Raw genomic sequence first — 23,054 nt, 5'->3', positions numbered from 1 at the left:
TGGCTCTACCGACGTTTATCCGAGTTTGCGTACGCTGGTGCGCGACGGCTGCAGGATCAGCGCCTTCGAAGAGTCCGCATCGACCTTTGCCCCGGGATATACCACAAGCACATCCTTGAGCGCCTTGCGGAACAGCGCCCGGAACTTCCGTTCGCTCTCCGTCTCCGTGCCGAACTGCATCTGCAGGGCTTCCCACGGAATTTCCGTCCGACGCTGGATCGTAAAGAAGCGATAGGTAAGCCACGAATACACATCCAGCGCAAACGGCGACTGCTTGAGCGCCTTGAGGGCCCGCATATCGACCGGCACCGGCCGATTGACCAGCTCGTTGAAAAAGGGCTCGGACAGCACGACAAAGCTCTCGAACATCGAGCCCTGGCCTGGCTGCATGGGGTCCCACCACGTCGAAAGCTGATCGGCGAGCAAATAACCCACACGATCGATCGACAGCGGCTCATGATTGGGCGCCTGGTTCGGCACCGGCATCGACTTGTTCTGCACAATGGCGATGGTGGCCGAAAACAACCGGATCATCTGCTGACGAACCAGCGTCATCGTGCCGCGCTTGCCACCCGTTGCCATCGGGATGCCAAGGTTGTACATGAACTCCGACAACGAGTTGCCAAGCGAAATGCGGCGGTCTTCCACGGTGCCCGTGAACTCCCCGCGCTTCTTCTTGGCCATGATTTCCTTGCCGATCCAGGCAAGCATCAGACGTGGATAGGAGCCGTACGGGTATCCCAGCGACACGGTCTCGGAGACGAGCTTCTGCCGCCCGTTCGATGCGCGTTCAGAGCGTTGCTGCGTGAAGTAGCCCGGCTGGATCATCAGCGAGATATTCCCGCTGGTGCGCGTCCAGACGGGAGGCGCGCCTTTCGGAGCCCGATACGGCAGCGTTACCTGCACACTGGCACGGCTCAGGAACCCGACTTCGCCACTTTGCCAGGCGTCTTCACGCTCCATGGCCTGGGCTTCGTCGAAAAGACGCTGGAATTTCTCGGACGGCGCAAGGGCGTTCTCGTTCCCGGGAATGATGATGCGGGACGGTTCCGCGTCCGCTTCCAGGACAGTACGTTCCCCCTCGGAGGCCATAGAGCGTTTGATCGACATATTGATGGGCTTCGGATTACCCGCCTTTTTACGCGATCACGTATACGTTGTCACGCAGAAACGGGTACGTATACGTGTTTATCTGGCAGCGGTAGGGTTTCCCATCTGTCACGCGGCATCTGGTACGGCGCTTACGCAACTACCAGCCTGTCCTGCAAGCTGGTTGTGTTGCCTGGCCGGGTATCCGGCGATTGGTGGGATGGCGGCCGGACGGTGGGCAACCCGCCAGGGTTGTCCACGGTTGGCAGCTCATCCACTACAAGTAAACGATACCGATACGGGTTAACTACTCGTAAACCGTATACGGAGCGCCAAGCCCATTGATTGCAAAGCCCTTTTCCCCCCTCTCCGTACCCGTTTCTGCGGCATTCCGTACCCGTTTCTGCGCCAGCCCGAACCCGAATCTGCGACAAACCGAACCCGTTTCAGCGCAAACACCGTACCGGAATCTGCGGGGATAAGTCACTGATCCCACAGGCTTTTCCACAGGAAAACGAGCGCCGGCCGTACCCGTTTCTGCGCACCGGCGCGCGAACGACCTCTCGCAGGGACAGAACCCAGTGCCTGGCGCGGCTTATCCCCGCAGAATTGGGTACGCAATCCTGCCTGGAACTGTTGAAACGCGCGCAGCGCGTACCCGTTTCTGCGGCCAATAGGCCCAAAAGCGAACCTGATTCTGCGTATACAGGGTTGCAGGCCCCGGCAAGCCTCTGTCGAACCCGTTTCTGCGGCGTACCCAAATCTGCGTGCTTGGCAGTTCAAGGCCGGAATGCGTCAAAGCGTACCTATTTCTGCGTGCCGAAATCCGGCACTTCCCATGCAGGGCGTACCTGATTCTGCGAGGCTATATCGGCGGAACGCACCCTCGCCACGTATACATCCGCGATCCCGCAAGACGTATACGTGGAGCAAGCCCCCACTTGGCGGGCTGGATGCCAGGCAGGCGTTGACCACAAGCGTACCCATTTCTGCGCGGCCGGCCGATATGGCCCAAGTGCTCCAAGACATCGGAAAGCCGTATGTCATCCACCTGCGTACCCAATTCTGCGGCCGCCCGGCCGCGAAAACCGTACCCGTTTCTGCGTCGCATCGCGAGCACTTCGACGTATACGTACGCCAACGGGCGAGCGAACCCAAATCTGCGGGGAAAACTGCGGTGCTGAAACAATAGGCGGGATAACTGCCCTAGCCGAATGCTTCATTCGTCTCATGGAGTCAAAAAGCGTACCTATTTCTGCGTTGCACGAGCCTTGTTGTAATCAGGTGACAGTCGCAGCCGCGATAGCGGCAGGCCGTACCCATTTCTGCGGGCGCGATACGTCAACCGTACCCGTTTCTGCGTGGTTGAAAATCGAGGCGCCGGGGCAATGCGTACCCGTTTCTGCGAACTTGCGCGAGTAGCGTTCGGGGGGGGGCGGATGGAAATAGTGAGAGGCGTGCAGCCTGAGGCCCGATGCGAGCGGCCAGGCACATACGGCAGGAAAGACGAGGGAAGGGATGGCTGGCAGATCCGCCACATCCACAGCCCGCGGAACGTCACGCGCTACGTACGGACGAAAAAAAACCCGCCGAGGCGGGTTTTCTGGCTCGACGCGCGCCGGAGCGCGCGTGCTTCGGGCCTTACACGGGCGTGATGTTCGCCGCTTGCAGACCCTTCGGGCCGTTCTTCACTTCGAACGACACGCGTTGGTTTTCTTGCAGCGACTTGAAGCCCTCGACGCGAACTTCCGAGAAGTGCGCGAACAGGTCGTCACCGCCGGCGTCCGGCTTGATGAAGCCAAAGCCCTTGGCGTCGTTGAACCACTTGACGATACCGGTTTGCATGGTATTGCTTTCCAAAAAAATAAAAAAGAAACCGATGGTGCGCACACCACCGTATTGCCAACTCAAGGAAAGGACACCATGGACAACCGAAGTACCAAGACGGTGGCTAACGAATGAACTGTTGCCTCGTCGCTTGAATCTGGCGGAGATTTATACGGGGGAATGCCAATCTCGTCAAGGCAGGGAATTCCCCGGACTGGGCTGGCTGCACATGGCGCCTTGTGGGATGATCCGGCCTTTTCCGCATTGTCGAGTCAACACGGCACATGGCCACATGTGTCGCACGCGTCGCCCGAGCACCTGGAGACACTATGTCCACCCCTGAACAGGCCCCACGGCCAAGCACCCATCCCTCATCGGCCACGGCGCCATCGAGCCTCGTCGAACGCATCTTCCGCCTGCGCGAGCACAACACGAATGTGCGAACCGAAGTGCTGGCCGGCGTGACCACGTTCCTGACGATGGCCTACATCATCTTCGTGAACCCCAGCATCCTCGGCGATGCCGGCGTGCCAAAGGATGCTGTCTTCGTGGCCACGTGCCTGGCCGCCGCCATCGGCACGCTGATCATGGGCTTCTACGCCAATTACCCGATTGCCATGGCGCCGGGCATGGGGCTGAACGCCTACTTTGCCTACACCGTGGTGAAGGGCATGGGCCTGCCGTGGCAGGCCGCGCTGGGCGCAGTGTTCATTTCAGGTTGCCTGTTTTTGGTGGTGACGCTGTTTCGCGTGCGCGAGGCCATTGTCAAAGGCATCCCGCCGGCGATTCGCGGAGCGATCACCGCGGGCATCGGCCTGTTCCTTGCGATCATCGCGCTGCACAGCGCGGGCATCATCGCCGGGAATCCCGCAACGCTGGTGACCATCGGCGACCTGCACCAGCCGCAGGCGGTGCTGGCGATCATCGGTTTCTTTGCCATCGTCGCGCTGGATCGCCTCAAGGTGAAGGGCGCCATCCTGATCGGTATCCTGCTGACCACGGTGCTCAGTTTCATCTTCGCGGGCAACCAGTTCCACGGCGTGGTGTCGGCCCCGCCGTCGATCTCGCCGACGCTGTTCAAGCTCGACATCTCGGGCGCGCTGTCGATTGGCATCGTCAACGTGGTGCTGGTGTTCTTCCTGGTTGAGCTGTTCGACGCCACGGGCACGCTGATGGGCGTGGCAAACCGCGCGGGACTGCTCAAGGCCGGCAAGATGGACCGCCTGAACAAGGCGTTGATGGCCGACAGCACCGCGATCATGGCGGGCTCGCTGCTGGGTACGTCCTCCACCACTGCCTATATCGAAAGCGCATCGGGCGTGCAGGCCGGCGGCCGAACCGGCCTGACGGCGGTCACCGTGGCCGTGCTGTTCCTGGCATGCCTGTTCATCGCGCCGCTCGCCGGGACGGTCCCGGCCTATGCCACCGCACCGGCACTGCTGTATGTGTCATGCCTGATGTTGCGCGAGCTGGTCGATATCGACTGGAGCGATGTCACCGAAGTGGTTCCGGCTGTCCTGACCGCGCTGGGCATGCCTTTCACATACTCGGTTGCCAACGGTGTGGCGTTCGGGTTCATCTCGTATGCCGTGCTGAAACTGCTGACCGGCCGCGCCAGGGACGTGCCGCTGATGGCGTGGATCATTGCCGCGGTGTTCCTGTTCAAGTTCTACTATCTACCCGGACACTGATTGGACACTGACAGCGCGCAGGTTTCATGAAACAAGGGGGATGGCCGAAACGCCATCCCTTTTTTCTTTGGTGGAGGCGGTTCTTCATATTCAAAATGGAAACGATGACATCCGGCGATGCCGATGAATGTCCGCGTACCCGTTTCTGCGTATCAAACGGTCGTCGGGTAACGTGACGGCGTACCCGTTTCTGCGGCGAATGTAAGGACTCATTAACCTAATAACCGAGACCAAAAGCCGCTCTCAAGTCTCATACAAAAGTATGAGACTTGGCCGAAAGCCAACATTCCGGGCTGGACAAAAGGGGTGAAATGCACTGAACTAGAGGCGTGGCAAAAATTTGAGGGCGCGCAAGAGCGCCCTTTGTTGACTCCGGGATCCGGGACTGTCGACCTGTATCGACCGTACCCATGAGCAAGCGGCCAGGCCCGCCGGTAGCACCAGAAAGAGGCCGACCGCCATGAGACCGTCCACCGCAGGACGGCTTCGCCACCACGAAAGAAAGAGTGCGCGGTACACATGCGCACCAGACAAAGACAGCTCAAATCCAGAACAGAAAGTGGTAAACGCGAACGTGTAGTGCCGGGGGATGTTGTTCAACGGGGAACAGATCATGACCGCAGGAGAAATCCGGCGTCCCGCCATCGGGCCCATCAGCCAGCCTGGCAGCCAGCCGGCGCATGGCAAATGGAGCGCCCTGGGAGAAGCCTCCGCAGACATCGCGCTGCAAGAAGGAAGCGAAAGAGGGCTCGAGGACTACGCCATCACCGACGTTGCCACCGTGCTCGCAGAAGACCGCGAGGTCTCGCCGCGCACCCGCGCCGCAGTCGAGGGCCTGCTGCAGCGCCATCGCCTGCTGGCCGACGAACTGTGCCGCCAGCGCCTGCTGTTGCAGGAATGGATCCTGAGCCAGCTCACGTACAAGGCGCTGTACTACCAGTATTCGGGCCAGAAACCGGAGTCGCCCAGCATCGAGCTGATGCGCGAAAAGGACATGGTGCGCCGACGAATCCGCGACGAATTGTGCGCGGGCGGTGACCGTGCCAGCGTGCTCGAAGACCCTTCACGCAGTCTGTCCGCACCGTGATCCCCCAGACGTTGCGCGCGGGCCAGCCCGCGCAGCCAGCGGAACCGGACCGGGCCGAATGGCCCGTGGCCGCGCGTTCCGCTGGTGCTGTTGCTACCAACAAGAAGCCCAACGTCAGGGAGAACGTCATGGACCGACTGTGCAAGGCGCCGGCACGCACCGCACAGATCGTGCTCGTGTCACGCTATGAAGATTTTGGTTTCAGCGCGAACCAGTTTGGATCAGGCTGGGAAATCCGGCGCGTGCAACAGGTGCGAGACCTGGAGCGCGCGGTGCGCGGCAGCGCGCCGATGGCCGGCATCATCGACCTGCAGACGCCGTACAGCGACGCCGAACTGACGCAGCTCGAGCAGGGGCTGCAGCATCTGCATGTCATGTGGGTGGCCATCACGTCGACGGCCATGCTCGAGGACGAACGCGTACGGCGGATGATCCGCGACTATTGCGTGGACTACGTGCGCACGCCGTTTTCGTTCGATGAACTGCTCTACACGCTCAAGCATGCCCACGGCATGGCCTGCCTGCACGGCGCGCGAATGCCCGAACAGACCACGCGTGGCCCGATGATCGGCGAATGCCAGCCGATGCGCTCCATGTTCCGGTCGCTGGCAAAGGTGGCGCACAACGATGCCCCGGTGTTCATCTCCGGCGAATCGGGCACCGGCAAGGAACTGGCCGCGCAGGCCATTCACGAGGCATCGAGCCGGCGCAAGGGGCCGTTCGTGGCGATCAACTGCGGCGCCATTCCATCGCACCTGGTGCAGTCCGAACTGTTCGGTTACGAGAAGGGCGCCTTCACCGGCGCCAACCAGCGCAAGATCGGCTGGATCGAGCAGGCGCAGGGCGGCACGCTGTTCCTTGACGAAATCGGCGACCTGCCGCTGGAAAGCCAGGTGGCGCTGCTGCGCTTCCTGCAGCAGGGCACGATCACGCGCCTGGGCGGCCATCAGTCGATTCCGCTGGACCTGCGCATCATCTCGGCCACGCACGTGGACCTGGTGGCGGCGCAGGGCGATGGCCGCTTCCGCTCCGACCTGTTCCACCGGCTTTGCGTGCTGACGCTCACCATCCCGCCCCTGCGCGAGCGTGGCGAGGACATCCTGCTGCTGGCCAATGCAGTGCTGGCCGAGCATGGGCACGAGGCCGATCGCCGCATCCGCGGATTCTCCACGTGTGCGACGCAGGGAATGATGCAATACACGTGGCCCGGCAATGTGCGCGAGCTGATCAACCGCGTGCGGCGTGCGATCGTGATGACCGACAACCGCAAGATCACCGCCGAGGACCTGCAATTGCATGGAGGGGTGGACGTCCCGCGCAAGACGCTCGATGCGATTCGCGAGGAGGCCGAGCGCGAAGCCATCCGCACGGTGATGGCCAGCCATGGCTTCCACGTGGTGCCGGCTGCGCGCGAACTCAACGTGTCGCGTGTGACGCTGTATCGGCTGATGCACAAGCACAATATCCGCGTGGACCTGCAGCCTGGCGCATCGGGAGACTAGCGGGAACGTCGGGGCAGACCGCGAAGACAAACCGCCACGGCAGGTGCGTGGCGCCAAGGGGGATCCGGCGACGTCCGCTCGCCGGATCCCCTTCGTCCTTCCGCCCGGACAGCGGCGGAAGGCTGGCGCGGCTTGGCCCGCGCAGAATCGGCCGGTCAGAGGCCTAGCTCATGCTGACCTTGCCACGGCGCCCGCGTGGGGGCGCGCTGTCATCGTGCTGCAGACGCCCCGGCGACACGTCGTGCGGATCGGTGATGTAGTCGCGCGCCTGCCGTTCGGCGGGTTGCGCGGGTTGTGCTGGCGTCTGGTCGGGCTTGAAGCGGACATCGCCCCAGGCCCAGCCGAATGCCCGCACATAGATATCGTTGCTGACTGCCGCATGACTGTTCAGGTTCGCGTCCTCCGGCCTGTCGAAATAGGCATAGTTGCCCGCCAGTGCCGATGTGGCTGCGGTCGAGAGCAATGCCACTGCGATGGTGGCGAAAACTCTGGCGTACATGGGTGGCTCCCTCCCTTGCTGGAAAAAGGTGCCCGCCGGGGGACGGAGCACGTAAAGCGGTTTAGGTGCGCGCGCGCCAAAAAGCAACGGGCGCTTTCCCGAAAGCCTGTTTCCCGTCATTTGCCAGGCCAGATTGGTCAGCAGCCGGCATGCCCGTTGCGCTGCCGGCTGGCAGGCGCGGCCGTGCTGCGCTGGGCCGTGGCGCAAAACGACGTGACGGGCCGCGTGGTCTGGCGCGGAGACGGAAGCAGGGGCGGCGAGAGCAGTTCCCTGACGGACGGGGGCGGGCCTGCGAGCCGATAGGCGCGGCGGCGCGCCGTCATTCGGGCTGGTGGATGACGCATGGCAGTGTCTTCTCCTGCGTTCTATGACCATCTTTGTTATTGGACTCGTACTTCTCCCAGCCGGAACAGAGCGACAAGTGTGCCAATCAAGTGCAAACGCTTGTTTTACAAGGGTTGCCGGCCGATTGAGCGTCGTATGTCGCGCGCCATGACGCGCTGGCGGCCGCAATCGGTTACGCCGCTGTTACGACATGCGGACGCCAGACCGCGTAGGCCTGTCACGGATGAAACTTCGCCTGCCTGCCCTGGGCGCCGATCGCGCTCATGGCAGACAGGCCGATGGGGTGTCGGGCGATGCCAGGGAAGGTGCCAAGGTGGGAGCGGGGTAGCCGGCAAGGCGCGAAAGAGACAGGTGTGTCTGCTTTTCGGGGCAGAACCGCCGGGCGCCGGCCGGCTTGTCGGCTATCCGGCCACGCCGGATCTTGCCCGCCGACGGGGCGTGCATCCGGTTGCATCACTGAAACCGCAGCCGGCCCGCAGAAATGGGTACGCTTCGGCGGTGCGCAGGAAGCGCGCCGGGAGTGTGTCGAGACTGCGCCCGGTTGCTAGCGCGGTGCGGCCGGTGCGCCCGAGGCGGCGGTTGTCGCGTTGGTGCCAGGGGAGGTGGCTGGAGTCACCGCGGCGCTGCCCGACATCGGTTTGGGCCCTGGCCCTGGCTGCTGGTTGCGTTCGCAGCCCGACAGCATTGCCAGGCACAGCATCAGGCACGGCATCAGTCGGGCAGGAACGCGCACCCGGACGCGGGCCGCGCGAGCAGTGGAGAGCTGGCCGTTCAAGGTTAGGATCACGTAAGGCTCCTGTTCGGGGCCGGAACAGCGCGTGCCGGCAAGCGTACCTGGCGCGACCGGTCCGGCATGTGTGCCTTGATCAACTGTAGCAGGCAGACGTGTTCGCCGCCGGCCAAGCGAACTATGATGAACGCACGCATCAGACGCCGGCTGACAGACAGGATGCGCCACATGGGCGAAGCTCCGGGCCAGGGCCCAAGGTGCCAGGCCAGCCTGGTCTTTCGTCCCGGCCAGTCAGAATTCAGCCCGACACCAGCCCACTCAAGGACGCCACCCGGCATGCCTCCAGAAAACGTGCCCGAGAAGCCCGATCGATCGCCCCCCAGCCCCCAGCGCGGCGGCTGGCTGCCCGACCGCCATACCGGCAGCCGCACCGTACGCGTGGTATCGGCCGCCATCATGTCGTGGCTTGACCATCGCGCCGCCAGCAAGGGCGCGGCGCTGTCCTTCTACATGCTGTTTTCGCTGGCGCCGATCCTGGTGATGGTCATTTCCATCGCCGGGCTGTTTTTCGGCGCCGAAGCCGCGCGCGGCGAGATCTTCGCGCAGCTTAACGGGCTGGTGGGCGAGCAGGGTGCCGCCGCCATCCAGGGCATCCTGGCCGCCACGCATCGGGCCGGCGGCAGCGGCATTGCGGCGATGATCGCGTTCGGCATCCTGATTGTCGGCGCCACGAGCGCGTTTGCCGAGCTGAAGAGCAGCCTTGACGATATCTGGCAGGCACCGCCGCCCATCGGGGCCGGATGGAAGAAGCTGCTGCGGGCGCGCATGCTGTCGTTCAGCATCGTGCTGGCCCTGGCGTTCATGCTGCTGGTGTCGCTGGTGGTCAACGCGGCGCTGGCCGTGGTCAACCGCTTCTGGGGGCAACTGTGGACGGCTTCGTGGTTCGCGCCCGTGGCCGACGCCATTTCCACGGCCTTCTCGTTCGCCGTGGTCACCGCCCTGTTCGCCACGATCTTCAAGATGCTGCCGAACGTGCGGATCGCATGGAGAGACGTGCTGATGGGGGCCATCATCACGGCACTGCTGTTCTCGGTGGGCAAGCGGCTGATTGGCCTGTATCTGGGTAACAGCGCGGTGGCATCGTCATATGGCGCCGCCGGGTCGGTCGTGGCACTGATGCTCTGGGTGTATTACTCGGCACAGATTTTCTTCTTTGGCGCCGAACTGACGCGCCAGTATGCGTTGCAGTTCGGCAGCCTGCGAGGGCACGATCCGGCGCGCGAAAACCGTGGTCCGGCAGCCCACGCCCCGGCCGGCACCGCGAACCGGTAAAATAGCGCCCCAATCCGATCCCCGGGACGCGTCCCGGGTTGCTCCCAGGCCCCTGGTGCCCGCCCGAACGTACTCCGGCGGCGCCAGCGCCCCGCCCGGGCGCCTTTCGCCCATCGCCCTTACCCGATTCCTGAAGCCGTGAGTTCGCTCGTTTCCGAAATTGCGCGTCGTCGCACGTTTGCCATCATTTCCCACCCGGATGCGGGTAAGACCACGTTGACCGAGAAGCTGCTGTGGTTCGGCGGCGCCATCCAGGTGGCCGGCGAAGTGCGCGCGCGCAAGGCCGATCGCCATGCCACATCCGACTGGATGGAACTGGAAAAGCAGCGCGGCATCTCGGTGACGTCGTCGGTGATGCAGTTCCCGTACCAGTCGCGCCCGAACGAGCCCGAGAACATCGTGAACCTGCTCGACACGCCGGGCCACGAGGACTTTTCCGAAGACACGTACCGTACGCTGACGGCCGTGGACTCGGCCGTGATGGTGATCGACTCGGTCAACGGCGTGGAAGCCCAGACCATCAAGCTGCTGAACGTCTGCCGCCTGCGCGACACCCCGATCCTCACGTTCATCAACAAGCTTGACCGCGAGGGCCGCTCGCCAATCGAACTGCTCGACGAAATCGAGGACGTGCTCAAGATCCAGTGCGCGCCGATGACCTGGCCGATCGGCATGGGCAAGGCGTTCCGCGGCGTCTATCACATGATCGACGACAAGGTGCAGCTGTTCGACCCGAAGGGCGAGAAGGGTACCGCCGCCATACTCGACGGGCTGGACAATCCCGAACTGGACCGCATCCTGGGGTCGCAGGCCGACGAACTGCGCATGGAGATCGAACTCGTGCGCGGCGCGTCGCACACGTTCGACCGCGAAGCGTTCCTGGCGGGCAAGCAAACCCCGGTGTACTTCGGCTCGGCGATCAACAACTTCGGCGTGCAGTCGCTGCTGGACGCCCTGTGCGAACTGTCGCCCCCGCCGCTGGCCCGCGCGACCGAATCGCGTACCGTGGAGCCGCAGGAAGGCAAGTTCAGCGGCTTCGTGTTCAAGATCCAGGCCAATATGGACCCGCGCCACCGCGACCGCATCGCGTTCGTGCGTGTGTGCTCGGGGCGCTTCGACCGCGGCATGAAGCTGCTGCATGTGTCGCAGGGCAAGACCGTGGCGATCAACAACGCCATCACGTTCATGGCGCAGGACCGCAACACCACCGAGGAAGCCTACGCCGGCGACATCATCGGCGTACCCAACCACGGCACGATCCGCCTGGGCGACGTATTCACCGAAGGCGAGCCGCTGCGCTTTACGGGCATCCCGTCGTTCGCGCCGGAATTCTTCCGCCGCGCCCGCCTGAACAACCCGCTGAAGGTCAAGCAGCTGCAGAAGGGTCTGCAGCAGTTGGCCGAAGAGGGCGCCACGCAGATGTTCCGTCCGCTGATGTCGAACGAACTGGTGCTGGGTGCCGTCGGCATGCTGCAGTTCGACGTGGTGGCGCACCGCCTGGAGCACGAGTACGGCGTCGATGCGATCTTCGAGTCGCATGAATGCGCCACGGCCCGCTGGCTCAAGGGCGATCCGGCCGAAATCGAGAAGCTGATCGACAAGAACGGCCACAACGTCGCCATCGACGGTGCCGGCGATCACGTCTACCTGGCGCCCAGCATGGTCAACCTGCGCCTGACGCAGGAGCGCTTCCCGAACATCCGCTTCCTGGAAACGCGCGAGATCGCCTGATCCGGCTGGCCCTGTCCCGATCCCGCAATGGGGTCGGGATGGCCTTGATGCGGTGTGTTGATAACTTCATTGTGTCGGCAACGATACAACACCAGCGCGGCGCAATGCCGCCGACTGGGCTAGAATCCTGAGCTTTGTACGCGACTGCGTACATTGCCTGCCTGCCGCGCCCTCAGGGCGCTTCCTGCCTCATGTCCAACGCCCCCGCGCTACCGGCCGACGAGCCGGATTCCGTCTTCCGTGACCCCGCTTTCCGGCATTTCTGGTTTGCCCGGCTCTGCACCACCATTGGCTACCAGATCTTCACGGTGGCCGTGGGCTGGCAGATGTATGACCTGACGCGCGATCCGTTCATGCTGGGCATGGTGGGGCTGGTGCAGTTCCTGCCATCCATCGTGCTGATGCTGATGTCCGGCCACGTGGCCGACCGCTTCGACCGCCGCATCATCGTCCGCACCTGCCAGATGCTGGAAGCAGTCATTGCCGCGTCGATGGCCGTCGCCAGCTTCTCGGGCTGGGTGACCAGCGAGCACATCTTCTTCTTCGTGGCGGCCATTGGCGGCTGCCGGGCCTTCGAGACCCCCACGCTGCAGGCGCTGCTGCCCAGCGTGGTCACGCCCCGGCAGTTGCCGCGCGCGGTGGCGCTGGCAAGCTCGGCTGCCCAGACCGCCATCATCATCGGCCCGGCGCTGGGCGGGTTTGCCTATGTGGCCGGCGCGGGCGTGGTCTACACGATCAGCGCGGTGCTGTTTGCCATCGCCGCGGTGCTGGTGTTCACGCTCAAGCTGCGCCAGGCCGCGCAGCGCCTGACCGCGCCGGTCAGCATCAAGACGCTGTTCGCCGGCTTTGCCTATATCCGCAGCCACCAGGTGCTGCTGGGCGCGGTGTCGCTGGACCTGTTCGCGGTGCTGCTCGGCGGCGCCACGGCCCTGCTGCCGATCTATGCGCGCGACATCCTGCATACCGGCCCCTGGGGCCTGGGGCTGCTGCGGTCATCGCCGGCCATCGGTGCGCTGGTGACGGCGCTGTGGCTGGCCCGCCATCCGCTGAACCGCCGTGTGGGCCGTGTGATGTTTGGCGCGGTCGCCATTTTTGGCGTAGCGACGATGATATTCGGCGTGTCGACGTGGTTGCCGTTGTCGATGGCAGCGCTGGTGGTGCTGGGCGCGTCGGACATGATCAGCGTGGTGGTGCGCCAGACGCTGGTGCAGCTCGATACCCCCGACGACATGCGCGGTCGCGTTGGCGCGGTCAATTCGGTCTTCATCGGGGCATCCAACCAGCTTGGCGAGTTCGAATCGGGCGTCACGGCAGCGCTGCTCGGCCCGGTGGGCGCGGTGCTGCTGGGCGGCGCCGGCACGATCCTGGTGGTGGCGGCATGGATGAAGCTGTTCCCGATGCTGACCAACCGGGACCGCCTGCACGACCACCCGACCGGCCCCCAGGGGGCAGAAGGGTCCGGCAGCAAGGCCGCCCCGGCACGCTGATGCGGCACGGCGCAAACCTTGGAGAGGGCGGCCTGGCCGCCCTTTTTCCATGTCGGAGCGTACCCATTTCTGCGACGCCGCAAATCCCCCGTACGGCCGTCCGCAGGCGGGCCGGATTGGATTAGAGTCACACCATGCCAGCCTTGCCCCAGTTGCTCCAGCACCCCCAGCCGCTCGCCGGAAACGCCGTGTTCTCCGCGCTCACGCAATCGCGGGCGTCGCTGGAACGCGCCTGCGTGCTCGGTGATGGCCTGGGATTGGCGCTCTGGCGCAACCGCCACGACGACACGGCCTACGCCCGGCCCGGGCACCACACGATGTCGGTGTACCTCGAAGGCGGATATTCCACCTATCGCCGCGACGTGCCCGATCGCAAGGGCGGCCCCGACCGGCTTTGCCTGCTACCGGCCGGGCATGAGTCGGCCTGGCATGTGGGCGGCACGCAGCGCTTCCTGCACCTCTATTTCCAGCCCGAGCATCTGGCCTGGCACTGCGTGCGCGTGCTGGATACCGAACCCCGCGCCTTGCAGCTGCAGGACCGGCTGTTCGCCGACGATGCCGTGCTGGTGGCGTTGTCGCGCCAGCTGGTTGCGCTGGACTGGCAGGACCCGGACAGCCGCATGATCGGCAACGCGCTGGCGCACCGGGCCGTGACGCAACTGCTGCTGTCGCATGGCGCGCGCAAGCCGTTGCCGGACTGGCGTGGCGGGCTGTCGGCGCAGGCCCGACGCAGCGTGGCCGACTGGATCCACGCCCATCCCGCCGAAAATCCGACCCTGGGCGAACTGGCCGCAGTGGCGGGTCTGTCGGAATTTCACTTCGCGCGGATGTTCCGGGTGTCGTTCGGCATGGCACCGCATGCCTGGGTCATGCGCACGCGGCTGGACAGGGCGCAGTCGCTGCTGGCCGATGGCCGGCTGTCGCTTCAGCAGGTAGCCAGCCACGCGGGCTTTGCCTCGGCCAGTCACTTCAGCAACCGCTTTCGCGCGGCCTTCGGCCTGACACCGGGCCAATGGCGCACTGCGGCAGAAATTTCAGCCACGTTGTAAATCTTGCACACGGTATGCCCCGCCGAGGACGATTGTGATGTCCGGGGCGCGTCTTTGGGCATGCCCCGCGAGCCATTGCGCTGCCATGCATCACGCAGAAACGGGTACGCTTTTGCCGCGCCGGCACCACGGGCTGGCACGTCCTTCGCGTGTCTCGCGGGGTTTGACACCCGGAGCCGACGCATGGAGCTGAATTTCATCGATCACGCCAAGCTGGAAGCCACCTGGGCTTACCTGACCCAGTTCGCCATCAGCCAGGGCCTCAACTGCCTGGCCGCCCTGACCATCCTGATCATCGGATGGTGGTTGTCCGCACGGGCCGCGCGGGCGCTGCGGCAGACACTGCAGCACACCCACGTCGACGACACGCTGCGGCCCATGCTGGCAAGCATCGTCCAATGGGTGATCCGCGTGTTGACCGTTGTGCTGGTGCTGTCGCAGTTCGGCGTGCAGACGGCCAGCATCATCGCCATGCTTGGCGCGGCCGGGCTGGCCATCGGCCTGGCGCTGCAGGGCACGCTGCAGAACATCGCGGCGGGCATCATGCTGGTGCTGCTGCGGCCGTTTCGCGTGGGCCAGTACATCGATGCGCAGGGCGTGGCGGGCACGGTGCGCGAGACCGGCCTGTTCATGACCGAGTTGCAGACCTTCGACGGCGTCTGCCTGCGCGTGCCCAACGGCAAGATCTGGGGCAGTTCGATCATGAACTACAGCGAGAACCCCACGCGCCGCATGGACATGGAGGTCACGGTGACCTTCGACAGTCCGATCCAGGCTGGCCTGGATGCGCTGGCGGCCATGCTCGACAGCGAGAAACGGCTGCTGCCCAAGCCTGGACGCGAGGTCATGGTGGTGCGCTACACCGAGCGCGGCGTCACGCTGAATGCGCGCTACTGGACGTCGAACGACGATTTCTGGAGCGTGCAGTTCGCGCTGTACGCGAAGCTGAAGGCCACGGTGGAGGCGGCCGGCTGCCGCATTGCCGTGCCGGTGCAGGAAGTGCGCGTGCCAGACATCGACGAGGCGGAGACGGCCGAAGCGGGCCACGGCGACGGACGCGGCAAGGCGTTCCGGGGGCGGCTGCCGGGGTCGGGAAAGCCGAATTGAGGAACACGAGGGGTACGCGAGCGGTACGCAGAAACGGGTACGCTTTTTGTATGTTGCGGTAGTTTGTCGCTGCAACAAGAAGACTCTCGCGCTCATCCGGCTTGTTTCGCACCTCTCGTACGGAGAGGGCCCGGCGGTTCAAATTGAGACAGATCGGCAAGCAGCAGCGCTATGCCCTCTCCCCCAGCCCCTCTCCCGCCGTGCGGGAGAGGGGAGAAACCACCCTCGCGGCAACGAGAAGACTCTTGCGCTCATCCGGCTTGTTTCTCCCCTTTCGCACTTGTGGAAGAGGGGTAAGGGAGACGGCCCGGCGGTTCAAATTGCGACAGATCGGCAAGCAGAAGCTCGACGCCCTCTCCCCCAGCCCCTCTCCCGCCGTGCGGGAGAGGGGAGAAATCATCCCCGTGGCAACAGGAAGACTCTCGCGCTCATCCGGCTTGTTTCTCCCCTCTCCCACTTGTGGGAGAGGGGCCGGGGGAGAGGGCCCGGCGGTTCAAATTGAGACAGATCGGCAAGCAGAAGCTCGACGCCCTCTCCCCCAGCCCCTCTCCCGCCGTGCGGGAGAGGGGAGAAATCATCCCCGTGGCAACAGGAAGACTCTCGCGCTCATCCGGCTTGTTTCTCTGTAGTGGTCAAGTTTTTTCAGACAGGTATTAGGGTGGTCTGTTGGAACTTGTCCTCGTAGTCTGTTGGCGACGTGTAGCCCAGTGTCGAATGCAAGCGCACCGGGTTGTAGAAACCCACGATGTACTGCGTGATGTCGCGCCGGGCTTCGGCCCGGTCGACGTACCGCCTCTGCCAGACGCGCTCCATCTTCAGGTTCAGGAAGAAGCGTTCTGCTACAGCGTTATCCCAGCAATCGCCGGCCCGGCTCATGCTGCAAACCAGGCCGTGGCGCGCCAGCAATCCCTGGTACTCCTCGCTTGCATACTGGCTGCCCCGGTCCGAATGCACTATCAGTCCGGGCGCCGGATTGCGCTGCAGGATGGCCATCTTCAAGGCCGACGCCACCAGCGCGGCGGGCATGGCCGCTGCGCTGGCCCAGCCCACTACCTTGCGCGAATACAGGTCCAACACCACCGCCAGATACAACCAGCCTTCCCCCGTGCGTACATACGTGATGTCCGACACCCAGGCCCGGTTGGGCTGTGCGGGCCTGAACTGTCTGCTCAGCACGTTCGGCGCCACCGGCCTGCCATGCCGGCTGTCAGTCGTCGCCACGAACTTGCGCTTCCACACCGGGTGCAGATTCTCCTGGCGCATCAGCGTGCGGGCCCGATAGCGCCCGATCTTCACCCCCTGCCTGTCCAAATCCTGCGCCACGCGCCGGCTGCCGTAGGTACGTCCGCTGGCCTCGAACGCCGCCCGCACATACACCGCCTGCCGCAAGGCCTTCTCCTTGGTGGCAGGCTCTCGCCCGGCCGCGTAATACCCCGCCCGGCTCACGCCCAACACCCGGCATGCCCGACTGATGGAGATCGCCTCCTTCTGCAATCCGCTAACCACTCGATAGATCACTTGAGTTCGCGGGCGAAGAAGGCCGATGCCTTTTTTAGGATCAGGTTGTCCTCCTTCAGGCGGCGGTTTTCCTCTTCGAGCTGGCGAATGCGCTGCTGCTCAGGCGTCAGCGGCTTGCCCACTCCCTTGCCGCCAGCCACTTCAAGGTCGTACTGGACCAGCCAGCGCCGTAAGGCGGTCTCGCCAATCGCCATCGTGTGGCAAACCTCGGCGACCGATAGGCCCTGATCCCGGATCATCCGGACTACCTCCAGCTTGAAGGCAGCGTCAAACTTGCGGCGTTGCTTTGTCATGTCGTCTTTCCTCGTCGATCGTGATTTTCCACCTATCGACCTGTCTGAGGAAATTGGACCACTACACTCCCCTCTCCCACTTGTGGGAGAGGGGTAAGGGAGAGGGCCCGGCGGTTCAAATTGAGACAGATCGGCAAGCAGCAGCGCTATGCCCTCTCCCCCAGCCCCTCTCCCGCTGTGCGGGAGAGGGGAGAAATCATCCCCGCGACAACAGGAAGACTCTCGCGCTCATCCGGCTTGTTTCTCCCCTCTCCCACTTGTGGGAGAGGGGCCGGGGGAGAGGGCCCGGCGGTTCAAATTGAGACAGATCGGCAAGCAGAAGCTCGACGCCCTCTCCCCCAACCCCTCCCCGCCGTGCGGGAGAGGGGAGAAATCATCCCCGTGGCAACAGCTCACCCCTCGTCAGCAAACAACGAGCACGCGCCCGTCTCGGCCGTTCCCACATGCTTTCGGAAGCCGGCGAACAGGTCGCGGCCCACGCCGTGGCGGTTGGCCGTCAGGTCGGGTGCGTCGTGGGTGCGGGCTGCCCATTCGGCATCGCTGACCTTCACGGTCAGTATGCCGGCAGGCGCATCCACCAGAACGAGGTCGCCGGTGCGAACCTTGCCGATGGCGCCGCCTGACAATGCCTCGGGGCACACGTGGATGGCGGCGGGCACCTTGCCCGATGCGCCGGACATGCGTCCGTCGGTGACCAGCGCCACGTGGAAGCCGCGATCCTGCAGCAGCGTCAGCGTGGGCGTCAGCTTGTGCAGCTCGGGCATGCCGCAGGCGGCCGGGCCCTGCCACGGCAGCACCGCCACGAAGTCGCGCTCCAGTTCGCCGCGCTTGAAGGCGTCCAGCACGTCGTCCTGATGATGGAACACGATGGCCGGGGCCTCCACTACCTGGTGCTCGGGCTTGACCGCCGACGTCTTGATCACGCAGCGGCCCAGCTTGCCGTCGAGCAGCTTGATGCCGCCATCGGGCGCGAACGGCGCGTCAGCCGTGCGCACGATGGTGTCGTCGAGCGATGCCTGCGGGCCATCGACCCATGTCAGCTTGCCGTCGCGCAGCGCGGGCTCGCGCGTGTAGTCGCCAAGGCTCCGGCCGACGACCGTCTTCACGTCGTCGTGCAGCAGGCCCAGCGATAGCAGGCCGCGGATCACCAGCGACAGCCCGCCGGCCGCCTGGAACTGGTTCACGTCGGCCTTGCCGTTCGGGTACACGCGCGCCAGCAGCGGCACGGTGGCCGACAGCTCGTGGAAGTCGTCCCACGTCAGCTGGATGCCGGCCACGCGGGCCATGGCGATCAGGTGCAGCGTGTGGTTGGTGGAACCGCCCGTGGCGACCAGTCCGACGATGCCGTTCACGAACGCGCGTTCGTCCAGCACGTCGGCAATCGGCGTGTAGTGCTCGCCGCCGTGCACCAGGCGCAGCGCCTGGCGGGCCGATTCGCGTGTCAGTGCCTCGCGCAGCGGCGTGTTCGGATTGATAAAGGCCGTGCCCGGCAGGTGCAGGCCCATGATCTCCATCAGCATCTGGTTCGAGTTGGCCGTGCCGTAGAACGTGCAGGTGCCGGGGCCGTGGTAGGACCGGGTCTCGGCTTCCAGCAGGCCGGCGCGGTCGATCTTGCCTTCGGCAAAGCGCTGGCGGATATGGGCCTTCTCGTCGTTGCTCATGCCCGTGGTCATCGGGCCGCCGGGCACGAACACCGCGGGCAGGTGCCCGAACGACAGCGCGCCCATCACCAGCCCCGGCACGATCTTGTCGCATACGCCCAGGCACAGCACGCCGTCGAACATCTGATGCGACAGCGCCACGGCGGTGGCCATGGCGATCACGTCGCGCGAGAACAGCGACAGGTCCATGCCGTCCTGGCCTTGCGTCACGCCATCGCACATGGCGGGCGTGCCGCCCGCGAACTGCGCCGTGCCGCCTGCCTCGAGCGCGGCTTCCTTGAGCCATTGCGGATAGGCCTGCAGCGGCTGGTGGGCCGACAGCATGTCGTTGTAGGCCGAGACGATGGCCAGGTTGGGCCGCTCCTGCGCCTTGAGCCGGATCTTGGCCTCGTCGGGCATGGCGGCCACACCGTGCGCCAGGTTGGTACACGAGATATTGGCGCGTTCGACCTTTTGCCCGGCCATGGCACGGGTGCGGTCCAGGTAGGCCTGGCGGGTTTGGGCGCTGCGGGCCACGATGCGGGCCGTGACCTTCTCCAGAACGGGGTGGCGGGGCATGGGGAGATCTCCTGAAAGGGCGCTTTTCAGCGTAGCCGAAAAATCCGGACGCCACCGTCATCGCGGCGTCATCGCCATTGGCTATCAGCAGATGGGATCGATGTGCGGGCAGGATGTTCCGCATCGACCTTCGGTCACACCGATGGTACGCAGAAACGGGTACGCATGTTCCGCCTGGCGGCGCGCGTGCCTGTCCAAGCGGCCACGAGTGACGTAACATCACTGGAACCAATGCGCCGCCCGGCGGCACTTAGTAGATGCCGGGGCGCGTATTCCCCCACGCATTCCGCTCGCATTCCGCGATACCCCGCAAGGAGCCCAGGGTGAGCATGCCCGATTTCGACATGGTGCTGTTTGGAGGCACCGGAGACCTGGCGCGGCGCAAGCTGCTGCCGGCCCTTTTTGACGCCCACCGCTGTGGCGTGCTGCATCCGTCGGCGCGTATCCTCGCCACCGGCAGCCATCCGCAGACCACCGAGCAGTACAAGGCCACGCTGGAAGATACCGTGCGCCCCGGCCTGGAACATGCGCCGCCCGAGGCCTGGGCATCGTTCCTGGACCGCATCTGCTACGTGCAGGCCGATGCGCGCCAGCCGGCCCACTTCGATGCGCTGGCCGAGAAAGTGCTGGCCCGCAAGCCCGAGGTGGTGGTTTGCTACCTTGCCACCGCGCCGCATATTTTCGTCCCCATCTGCGAACAGCTGGCCCGCACCGGCCTGAACACGCCCAACGTGCGCGTGGTGCTGGAGAAGCCGCTTGGTCACGACCTTGAGTCGTCCGAGGCCATCAACGCGGCCGTGGCGCAGTACTTTGCCGAGGACCAGATCTACCGGATCGATCACTACCTGGGCAAGGAATCGGTCCAGAACCTGATGGCGATCCGCTTTGGCAATGCGCTGTTCGAGCCGCTGTGGCGCCGCGAGTGGGTGCAGGACGTGCAGATCACCATTGCCGAGGAACTGGGCGTGGAAACGCGCGGCGACTTCTACGACCGCACCGGCGCGCTGCGCGACATGGTGCAGAACCACTTGCTGCAGCTGCTGTGCATGGTCGCGATGGAGCCGCCGGCCAGCCTCAGCGAGGACGCGATCCGCGACGAGAAGATCAAGATCCTGAAGGCGCTCAAGCCGATCCAGCCGGCCGACGTGGCCGAGAAAACCGTGCGCGGCCAGTACCGCTCGGGCGCCATCGCCGGCAAGCCGGTGGTGGGCTATCTGGAAGAGCAGGGCATTGCCGCCGACAGCCGCACCGAGACCTTCGTTGCGATCAAGGCCGAAATCGCCAACTGGCGCTGGGAAGGGGTGCCGTTCTACCTGCGCACGGGCAAGCGCATGCAGTCGCGCGTGGCCGAGATCGTGGTGCATTTCCGCGACGTGCCGCACGCCATCTTCCCCAAGCCGCTGGGTTTGTCGCCGCAGAACCGGCTGGTGATCCGGCTGCAGCCCGAGGAAAGCATCCGTCTGTACTTCCTGGTCAAGCAGGCGGGCGACACGCTGGAGCTGACGCCCACCTCGCTCGATCTGGACTTCGCCAATTCGTTCAAGACGCGCCGTGCGGGCGCCTACGAACGCCTGCTGCTGGACGTGATCCGCGGCCGGCTGGGCCTGTTCGTGCGCCGCGACGAGCAGGTGCAGGCGTGGCGCTGGGTCGAACCGATCATCGATACCTGGGACGCCAGCACCGTGCCGCCCAAGCAGTACACGGCCGGCACCTGGGGGCCGGCGGCGTCCACCGCGCTGATGTCGCGCGATGGCGCGCTCTGGCACGAGGAAGTCTGACCCCCGCCAGGCCCCGTGCCGAACCGATCCACCACTGACTGACAAGGAGCCCGGCCATGCGCCAGTTCGAACATGCCACGCTGATGGACCAGGCCGAGTCGCTGGCGATTTCCGTCAGCCATGCGCTGGAGCTCGTCATCAAGGCCAAGGGCTGGGCCGTGCTGGCAGTGTCGGGCGGAAAGTCGCCGGTGCCGATGTTCGACCGGCTGCGCTATCGCCCGATCCGCTGGGAGGCCGTGACCGTCACGCTGGTGGACGAGCGTGCGGTGCCGCCCGACCACCCCGACAGCAACGGCGCGCTGGTGCGCAACCACCTGTTGCGCGAAGGGGCTGGCGTGGCCGGCTGGGTGCCGCTGATCCGCGACGAGGCCGAGGCCGCCGCGCCGCTGCAGGCGGTGCAGCGGCTCAACGCGTCGTTCCAGCAGCCCGATGTGGTGGTGCTGGGCATGGGCGAGGATGGTCATACGGCTTCGCTGTTTCCCGATGCGCCCGAGTTGCAGACCGGGTTGTCGGACCCGGAACCGCGTTACCTGGTCACGCATCCGTCGATGGCGCCGCACGCGCGTGTGACGCTGAACCTGGCCGCGCTGCTGGCGGCCGAGCGCACGTTCCTGGCGATCACCGGCGAAAAGAAGAACGCCGTGCTGGAGCGCGCGCTGCAGGCCCCAACGCCGGCGCTGCCGGTGAGCGTGGTGCTGGCGCGCCATCGGCGCGGGGTCGATATCTTCCGGACCGAGGCGCAATGACGCCCCCTCCCGCAACCCTTTTCCTGCCATGACCTATCCGCGCCTGCTTGCCGATGTCGGTGGCACCAATGTCCGTTTTGCCCTGGAAACCGCGCCGATGCGTATCGGCGAGGTCACGGCCTACAAGGTGGCCGACCATGCATCGCTGGAGGCGGCGATGCGGCTGTACATGTCGACGCTGGCCGACGGCGAGCGGCCCGGCCACGCGGCCATCGGCCTGGCTAACCCGGTGACCGGCGACCACGTGAAGCTGACCAACCACAATTGGGCGTTCTCGATCGAGGCCATGCGCCAGGCGCTGGCACTGGACACGCTGGTTGCCATCAACGACTTCACGTCGCTGGCGCTGGCGCTGCCCTACCTGCCCGCCGGCGATCTGGCGCCGGTGCGCCCGGGCAGCCCGGTGGCCACCGCGCCGCGTGCGCTGATCGGGCCGGGTACCGGGCTGGGCGTGTCCGGGCTGGTACCGGCGCCCGGCGGCGGTGCCGTGGCGCTGGCCGGCGAGGGCGGCCATATCGAGGTCATGCCCGCGACCGACGACGAATGGATTGCGTGGCACGCCGCGCACGACCAGCTTGGCCGGGTGTCGGCCGAGCGCCTGCTGTCGGGCATGGGCCTCTCGCATATCCACGCCGCGCTGTCCGCAGAAATGGGTACGCTTCTGGCCGAACCGCTGACGCCGGCGCAGGTTACGGAAGGCGCCCTGAAGCAGAACGACCCGCTGTGCCGCCGTGCATTCAATGCGTTCTGCGGCCTGCTGGGCTCGGTGGCCGGCGATATCGCGCTGGTGCTGGGCGCGCGTGGCGGCGTGTATATCGGCGGTGGCATTGTGCCGCGTTTTGTCGAGGCGTTTCGCACGTCGCCGTTCAACGCGCGCTTTGTCGACAAGGGCCGCATGGGCCAGTATCTGGCCGATATCCCGGTCTATGTGATCGTGGCCGAGTTCCCGGCGCTGCCGGGGCTGGCGCGCGCGCTGGCAGACCGGCTAGAAGGCGACATGCGCCACGCCCATTCCTGAATCCCG

General features: G+C 65.1%; 16 protein-coding genes. 11 read left to right on the top strand and 5 right to left on the bottom strand.

What is annotated here, in order from left to right:
• Window positions 1–15 precede the first annotated feature (15 nt).
• A complete protein-coding gene (locus ACOABP_RS23865; protein ID WP_066737649.1) occupies window positions 16–1,110 on the bottom strand; it encodes a replication protein RepA in 1,095 nt (364 codons plus the stop codon).
• Window positions 1,111–2,730: 1,620 nt separating this feature from the next.
• Window positions 2,731–2,934, bottom strand: a complete 204-nt coding sequence (locus ACOABP_RS23860) for a cold-shock protein (RefSeq protein ID WP_066737667.1) — start codon at window positions 2,932–2,934, stop codon at window positions 2,731–2,733.
• 311 nt (window positions 2,935–3,245) lie between these two features.
• Here ACOABP_RS23860 and ACOABP_RS23855 point away from each other — a divergent pair, with 311 nt between their 5' ends.
• The 3 genes from ACOABP_RS23855 to ACOABP_RS23845 all read left to right on the top strand — a co-directional run bounded on the left by ACOABP_RS23855 (window position 3,246) and on the right by ACOABP_RS23845 (window position 7,196).
• On the top strand, window positions 3,246–4,607 hold the full coding sequence (locus ACOABP_RS23855; protein WP_474228100.1) for an NCS2 family permease: 1,362 nt from the start codon (window positions 3,246–3,248) through the stop codon (window positions 4,605–4,607).
• 613 nt (window positions 4,608–5,220) lie between these two features.
• Window positions 5,221–5,694, top strand: a complete 474-nt coding sequence (locus tag ACOABP_RS23850) for a hypothetical protein (protein ID WP_474228099.1) — start codon at window positions 5,221–5,223, stop codon at window positions 5,692–5,694.
• Window positions 5,695–5,822: 128 nt separating this feature from the next.
• Window positions 5,823–7,196 (top strand): sigma 54-interacting transcriptional regulator, encoded by a 1,374-nt coding sequence (locus ACOABP_RS23845; RefSeq protein ID WP_474228098.1) that lies wholly within the window; start codon window positions 5,823–5,825, stop codon window positions 7,194–7,196.
• 163 nt (window positions 7,197–7,359) lie between these two features.
• On the opposite strand, the gene ACOABP_RS23840 is transcribed toward ACOABP_RS23845, so the two are convergent.
• Window positions 7,360–7,695 carry a hypothetical protein gene (locus ACOABP_RS23840; protein WP_474228097.1) on the bottom strand — a complete coding sequence of 112 codons (336 nt, stop codon included), beginning with the start codon at window positions 7,693–7,695 and terminating at the stop codon, window positions 7,360–7,362.
• 1,411 nt (window positions 7,696–9,106) lie between these two features.
• Here ACOABP_RS23840 and ACOABP_RS23835 point away from each other — a divergent pair.
• The 5 genes from ACOABP_RS23835 to ACOABP_RS23815 all read left to right on the top strand — a co-directional run bounded on the left by ACOABP_RS23835 (window position 9,107) and on the right by ACOABP_RS23815 (window position 15,476).
• Complete coding sequence (locus ACOABP_RS23835; protein ID WP_474228096.1) at window positions 9,107–10,102, top strand: YihY/virulence factor BrkB family protein; 996 nt, start codon at window positions 9,107–9,109, stop codon at window positions 10,100–10,102.
• 138 nt (window positions 10,103–10,240) lie between these two features.
• Entirely contained in the window at window positions 10,241–11,833 is a 1,593-nt protein-coding gene (locus ACOABP_RS23830) for a peptide chain release factor 3 (RefSeq protein ID WP_066737635.1), read from the top strand.
• A gap of 191 nt (window positions 11,834–12,024) precedes the next feature.
• Window positions 12,025–13,320 (top strand): MFS transporter, encoded by a 1,296-nt coding sequence (locus tag ACOABP_RS23825; protein WP_474228095.1) that lies wholly within the window; start codon window positions 12,025–12,027, stop codon window positions 13,318–13,320.
• Window positions 13,321–13,454: 134 nt separating this feature from the next.
• Window positions 13,455–14,369 (top strand): helix-turn-helix domain-containing protein, encoded by a 915-nt coding sequence (locus ACOABP_RS23820; protein ID WP_474228094.1) that lies wholly within the window; start codon window positions 13,455–13,457, stop codon window positions 14,367–14,369.
• A gap of 183 nt (window positions 14,370–14,552) precedes the next feature.
• Entirely contained in the window at window positions 14,553–15,476 is a 924-nt protein-coding gene (locus tag ACOABP_RS23815) for a mechanosensitive ion channel family protein (RefSeq protein ID WP_474228093.1), read from the top strand.
• A 642-nt stretch (window positions 15,477–16,118) separates the two neighbouring features.
• Here ACOABP_RS23815 and ACOABP_RS23810 read toward each other — a convergent pair.
• Both ACOABP_RS23810 and edd read right to left on the bottom strand, forming a co-directional pair.
• Window positions 16,119–17,287, bottom strand: a protein-coding gene (locus tag ACOABP_RS23810; protein ID WP_474228092.1) for an IS3 family transposase whose coding sequence is annotated in 2 segments (ribosomal slippage) — window positions 16,119–17,020 and window positions 17,020–17,287 — 1,170 coding nt in all. Because the reading frame shifts where the segments join, the coding sequence is not laid out codon by codon here.
• Window positions 17,288–17,679: 392 nt separating this feature from the next.
• A complete protein-coding gene (gene edd, locus ACOABP_RS23805; protein ID WP_474228091.1) occupies window positions 17,680–19,506 on the bottom strand; it encodes a phosphogluconate dehydratase in 1,827 nt (608 codons plus the stop codon).
• 329 nt (window positions 19,507–19,835) lie between these two features.
• On the opposite strand from edd, the gene zwf reads away from it, so the two are divergent.
• The 3 genes from zwf to ACOABP_RS23790 are packed head-to-tail and all read left to right on the top strand — an operon-like array spanning window position 19,836 to window position 23,048.
• Window positions 19,836–21,284, top strand: a complete 1,449-nt coding sequence (gene zwf, locus ACOABP_RS23800) for a glucose-6-phosphate dehydrogenase (protein WP_474230524.1) — start codon at window positions 19,836–19,838, stop codon at window positions 21,282–21,284.
• Window positions 21,285–21,340: 56 nt separating this feature from the next.
• Window positions 21,341–22,030, top strand: coding sequence for a 6-phosphogluconolactonase (pgl, locus tag ACOABP_RS23795; protein WP_474228090.1), 690 nt, complete (start codon window positions 21,341–21,343; stop codon window positions 22,028–22,030).
• A gap of 28 nt (window positions 22,031–22,058) precedes the next feature.
• The gene (locus tag ACOABP_RS23790) at window positions 22,059–23,048 is read left to right on the top strand and encodes a glucokinase (protein WP_474228089.1); all 990 of its coding nucleotides are present in this window, start codon (window positions 22,059–22,061) and stop codon (window positions 23,046–23,048) included.
• Window positions 23,049–23,054 lie beyond the last annotated feature (6 nt).

This window comes from Cupriavidus sp. HE11 (genome assembly GCF_056097175.1).
The sequence above is the reverse complement of the archived record's forward strand: the minus strand, read 5'-3'. Positions and strand labels throughout refer to the sequence as shown.

Excerpts from the sequence above, each read along its gene's own strand:
- ACOABP_RS23835 (WP_474228096.1), top strand. The coding sequence starts at position 9,107 with ATGCCTCCAGAAAACGTGCCCGAGAAGCCCGATCGATCGCCCCCCAGC.
- edd (WP_474228091.1), bottom strand. The coding sequence starts at position 19,506 with ATGCCCCGCCACCCCGTTCTGGAGAAGGTCACGGCCCGCATCGTGGCC.
- ACOABP_RS23845 (WP_474228098.1), top strand. The coding sequence starts at position 5,823 with ATGGACCGACTGTGCAAGGCGCCGGCACGCACCGCACAGATCGTGCTC.
- ACOABP_RS23815 (WP_474228093.1), top strand. The coding sequence starts at position 14,553 with ATGGAGCTGAATTTCATCGATCACGCCAAGCTGGAAGCCACCTGGGCT.
- ACOABP_RS23860 (WP_066737667.1), bottom strand. The coding sequence starts at position 2,934 with ATGCAAACCGGTATCGTCAAGTGGTTCAACGACGCCAAGGGCTTTGGC.
- ACOABP_RS23855 (WP_474228100.1), top strand. The coding sequence starts at position 3,246 with ATGTCCACCCCTGAACAGGCCCCACGGCCAAGCACCCATCCCTCATCG.
- ACOABP_RS23790 (WP_474228089.1), top strand. The coding sequence starts at position 22,059 with ATGACCTATCCGCGCCTGCTTGCCGATGTCGGTGGCACCAATGTCCGT.
- ACOABP_RS23820 (WP_474228094.1), top strand. The coding sequence starts at position 13,455 with ATGCCAGCCTTGCCCCAGTTGCTCCAGCACCCCCAGCCGCTCGCCGGA.
- zwf (WP_474230524.1), top strand. The coding sequence starts at position 19,836 with ATGCCCGATTTCGACATGGTGCTGTTTGGAGGCACCGGAGACCTGGCG.
- pgl (WP_474228090.1), top strand. The coding sequence starts at position 21,341 with ATGCGCCAGTTCGAACATGCCACGCTGATGGACCAGGCCGAGTCGCTG.
- ACOABP_RS23865 (WP_066737649.1), bottom strand. The coding sequence starts at position 1,110 with ATGTCGATCAAACGCTCTATGGCCTCCGAGGGGGAACGTACTGTCCTG.
- ACOABP_RS23825 (WP_474228095.1), top strand. The coding sequence starts at position 12,025 with ATGTCCAACGCCCCCGCGCTACCGGCCGACGAGCCGGATTCCGTCTTC.
- ACOABP_RS23850 (WP_474228099.1), top strand. The coding sequence starts at position 5,221 with ATGACCGCAGGAGAAATCCGGCGTCCCGCCATCGGGCCCATCAGCCAG.
- ACOABP_RS23840 (WP_474228097.1), bottom strand. The coding sequence starts at position 7,695 with ATGTACGCCAGAGTTTTCGCCACCATCGCAGTGGCATTGCTCTCGACC.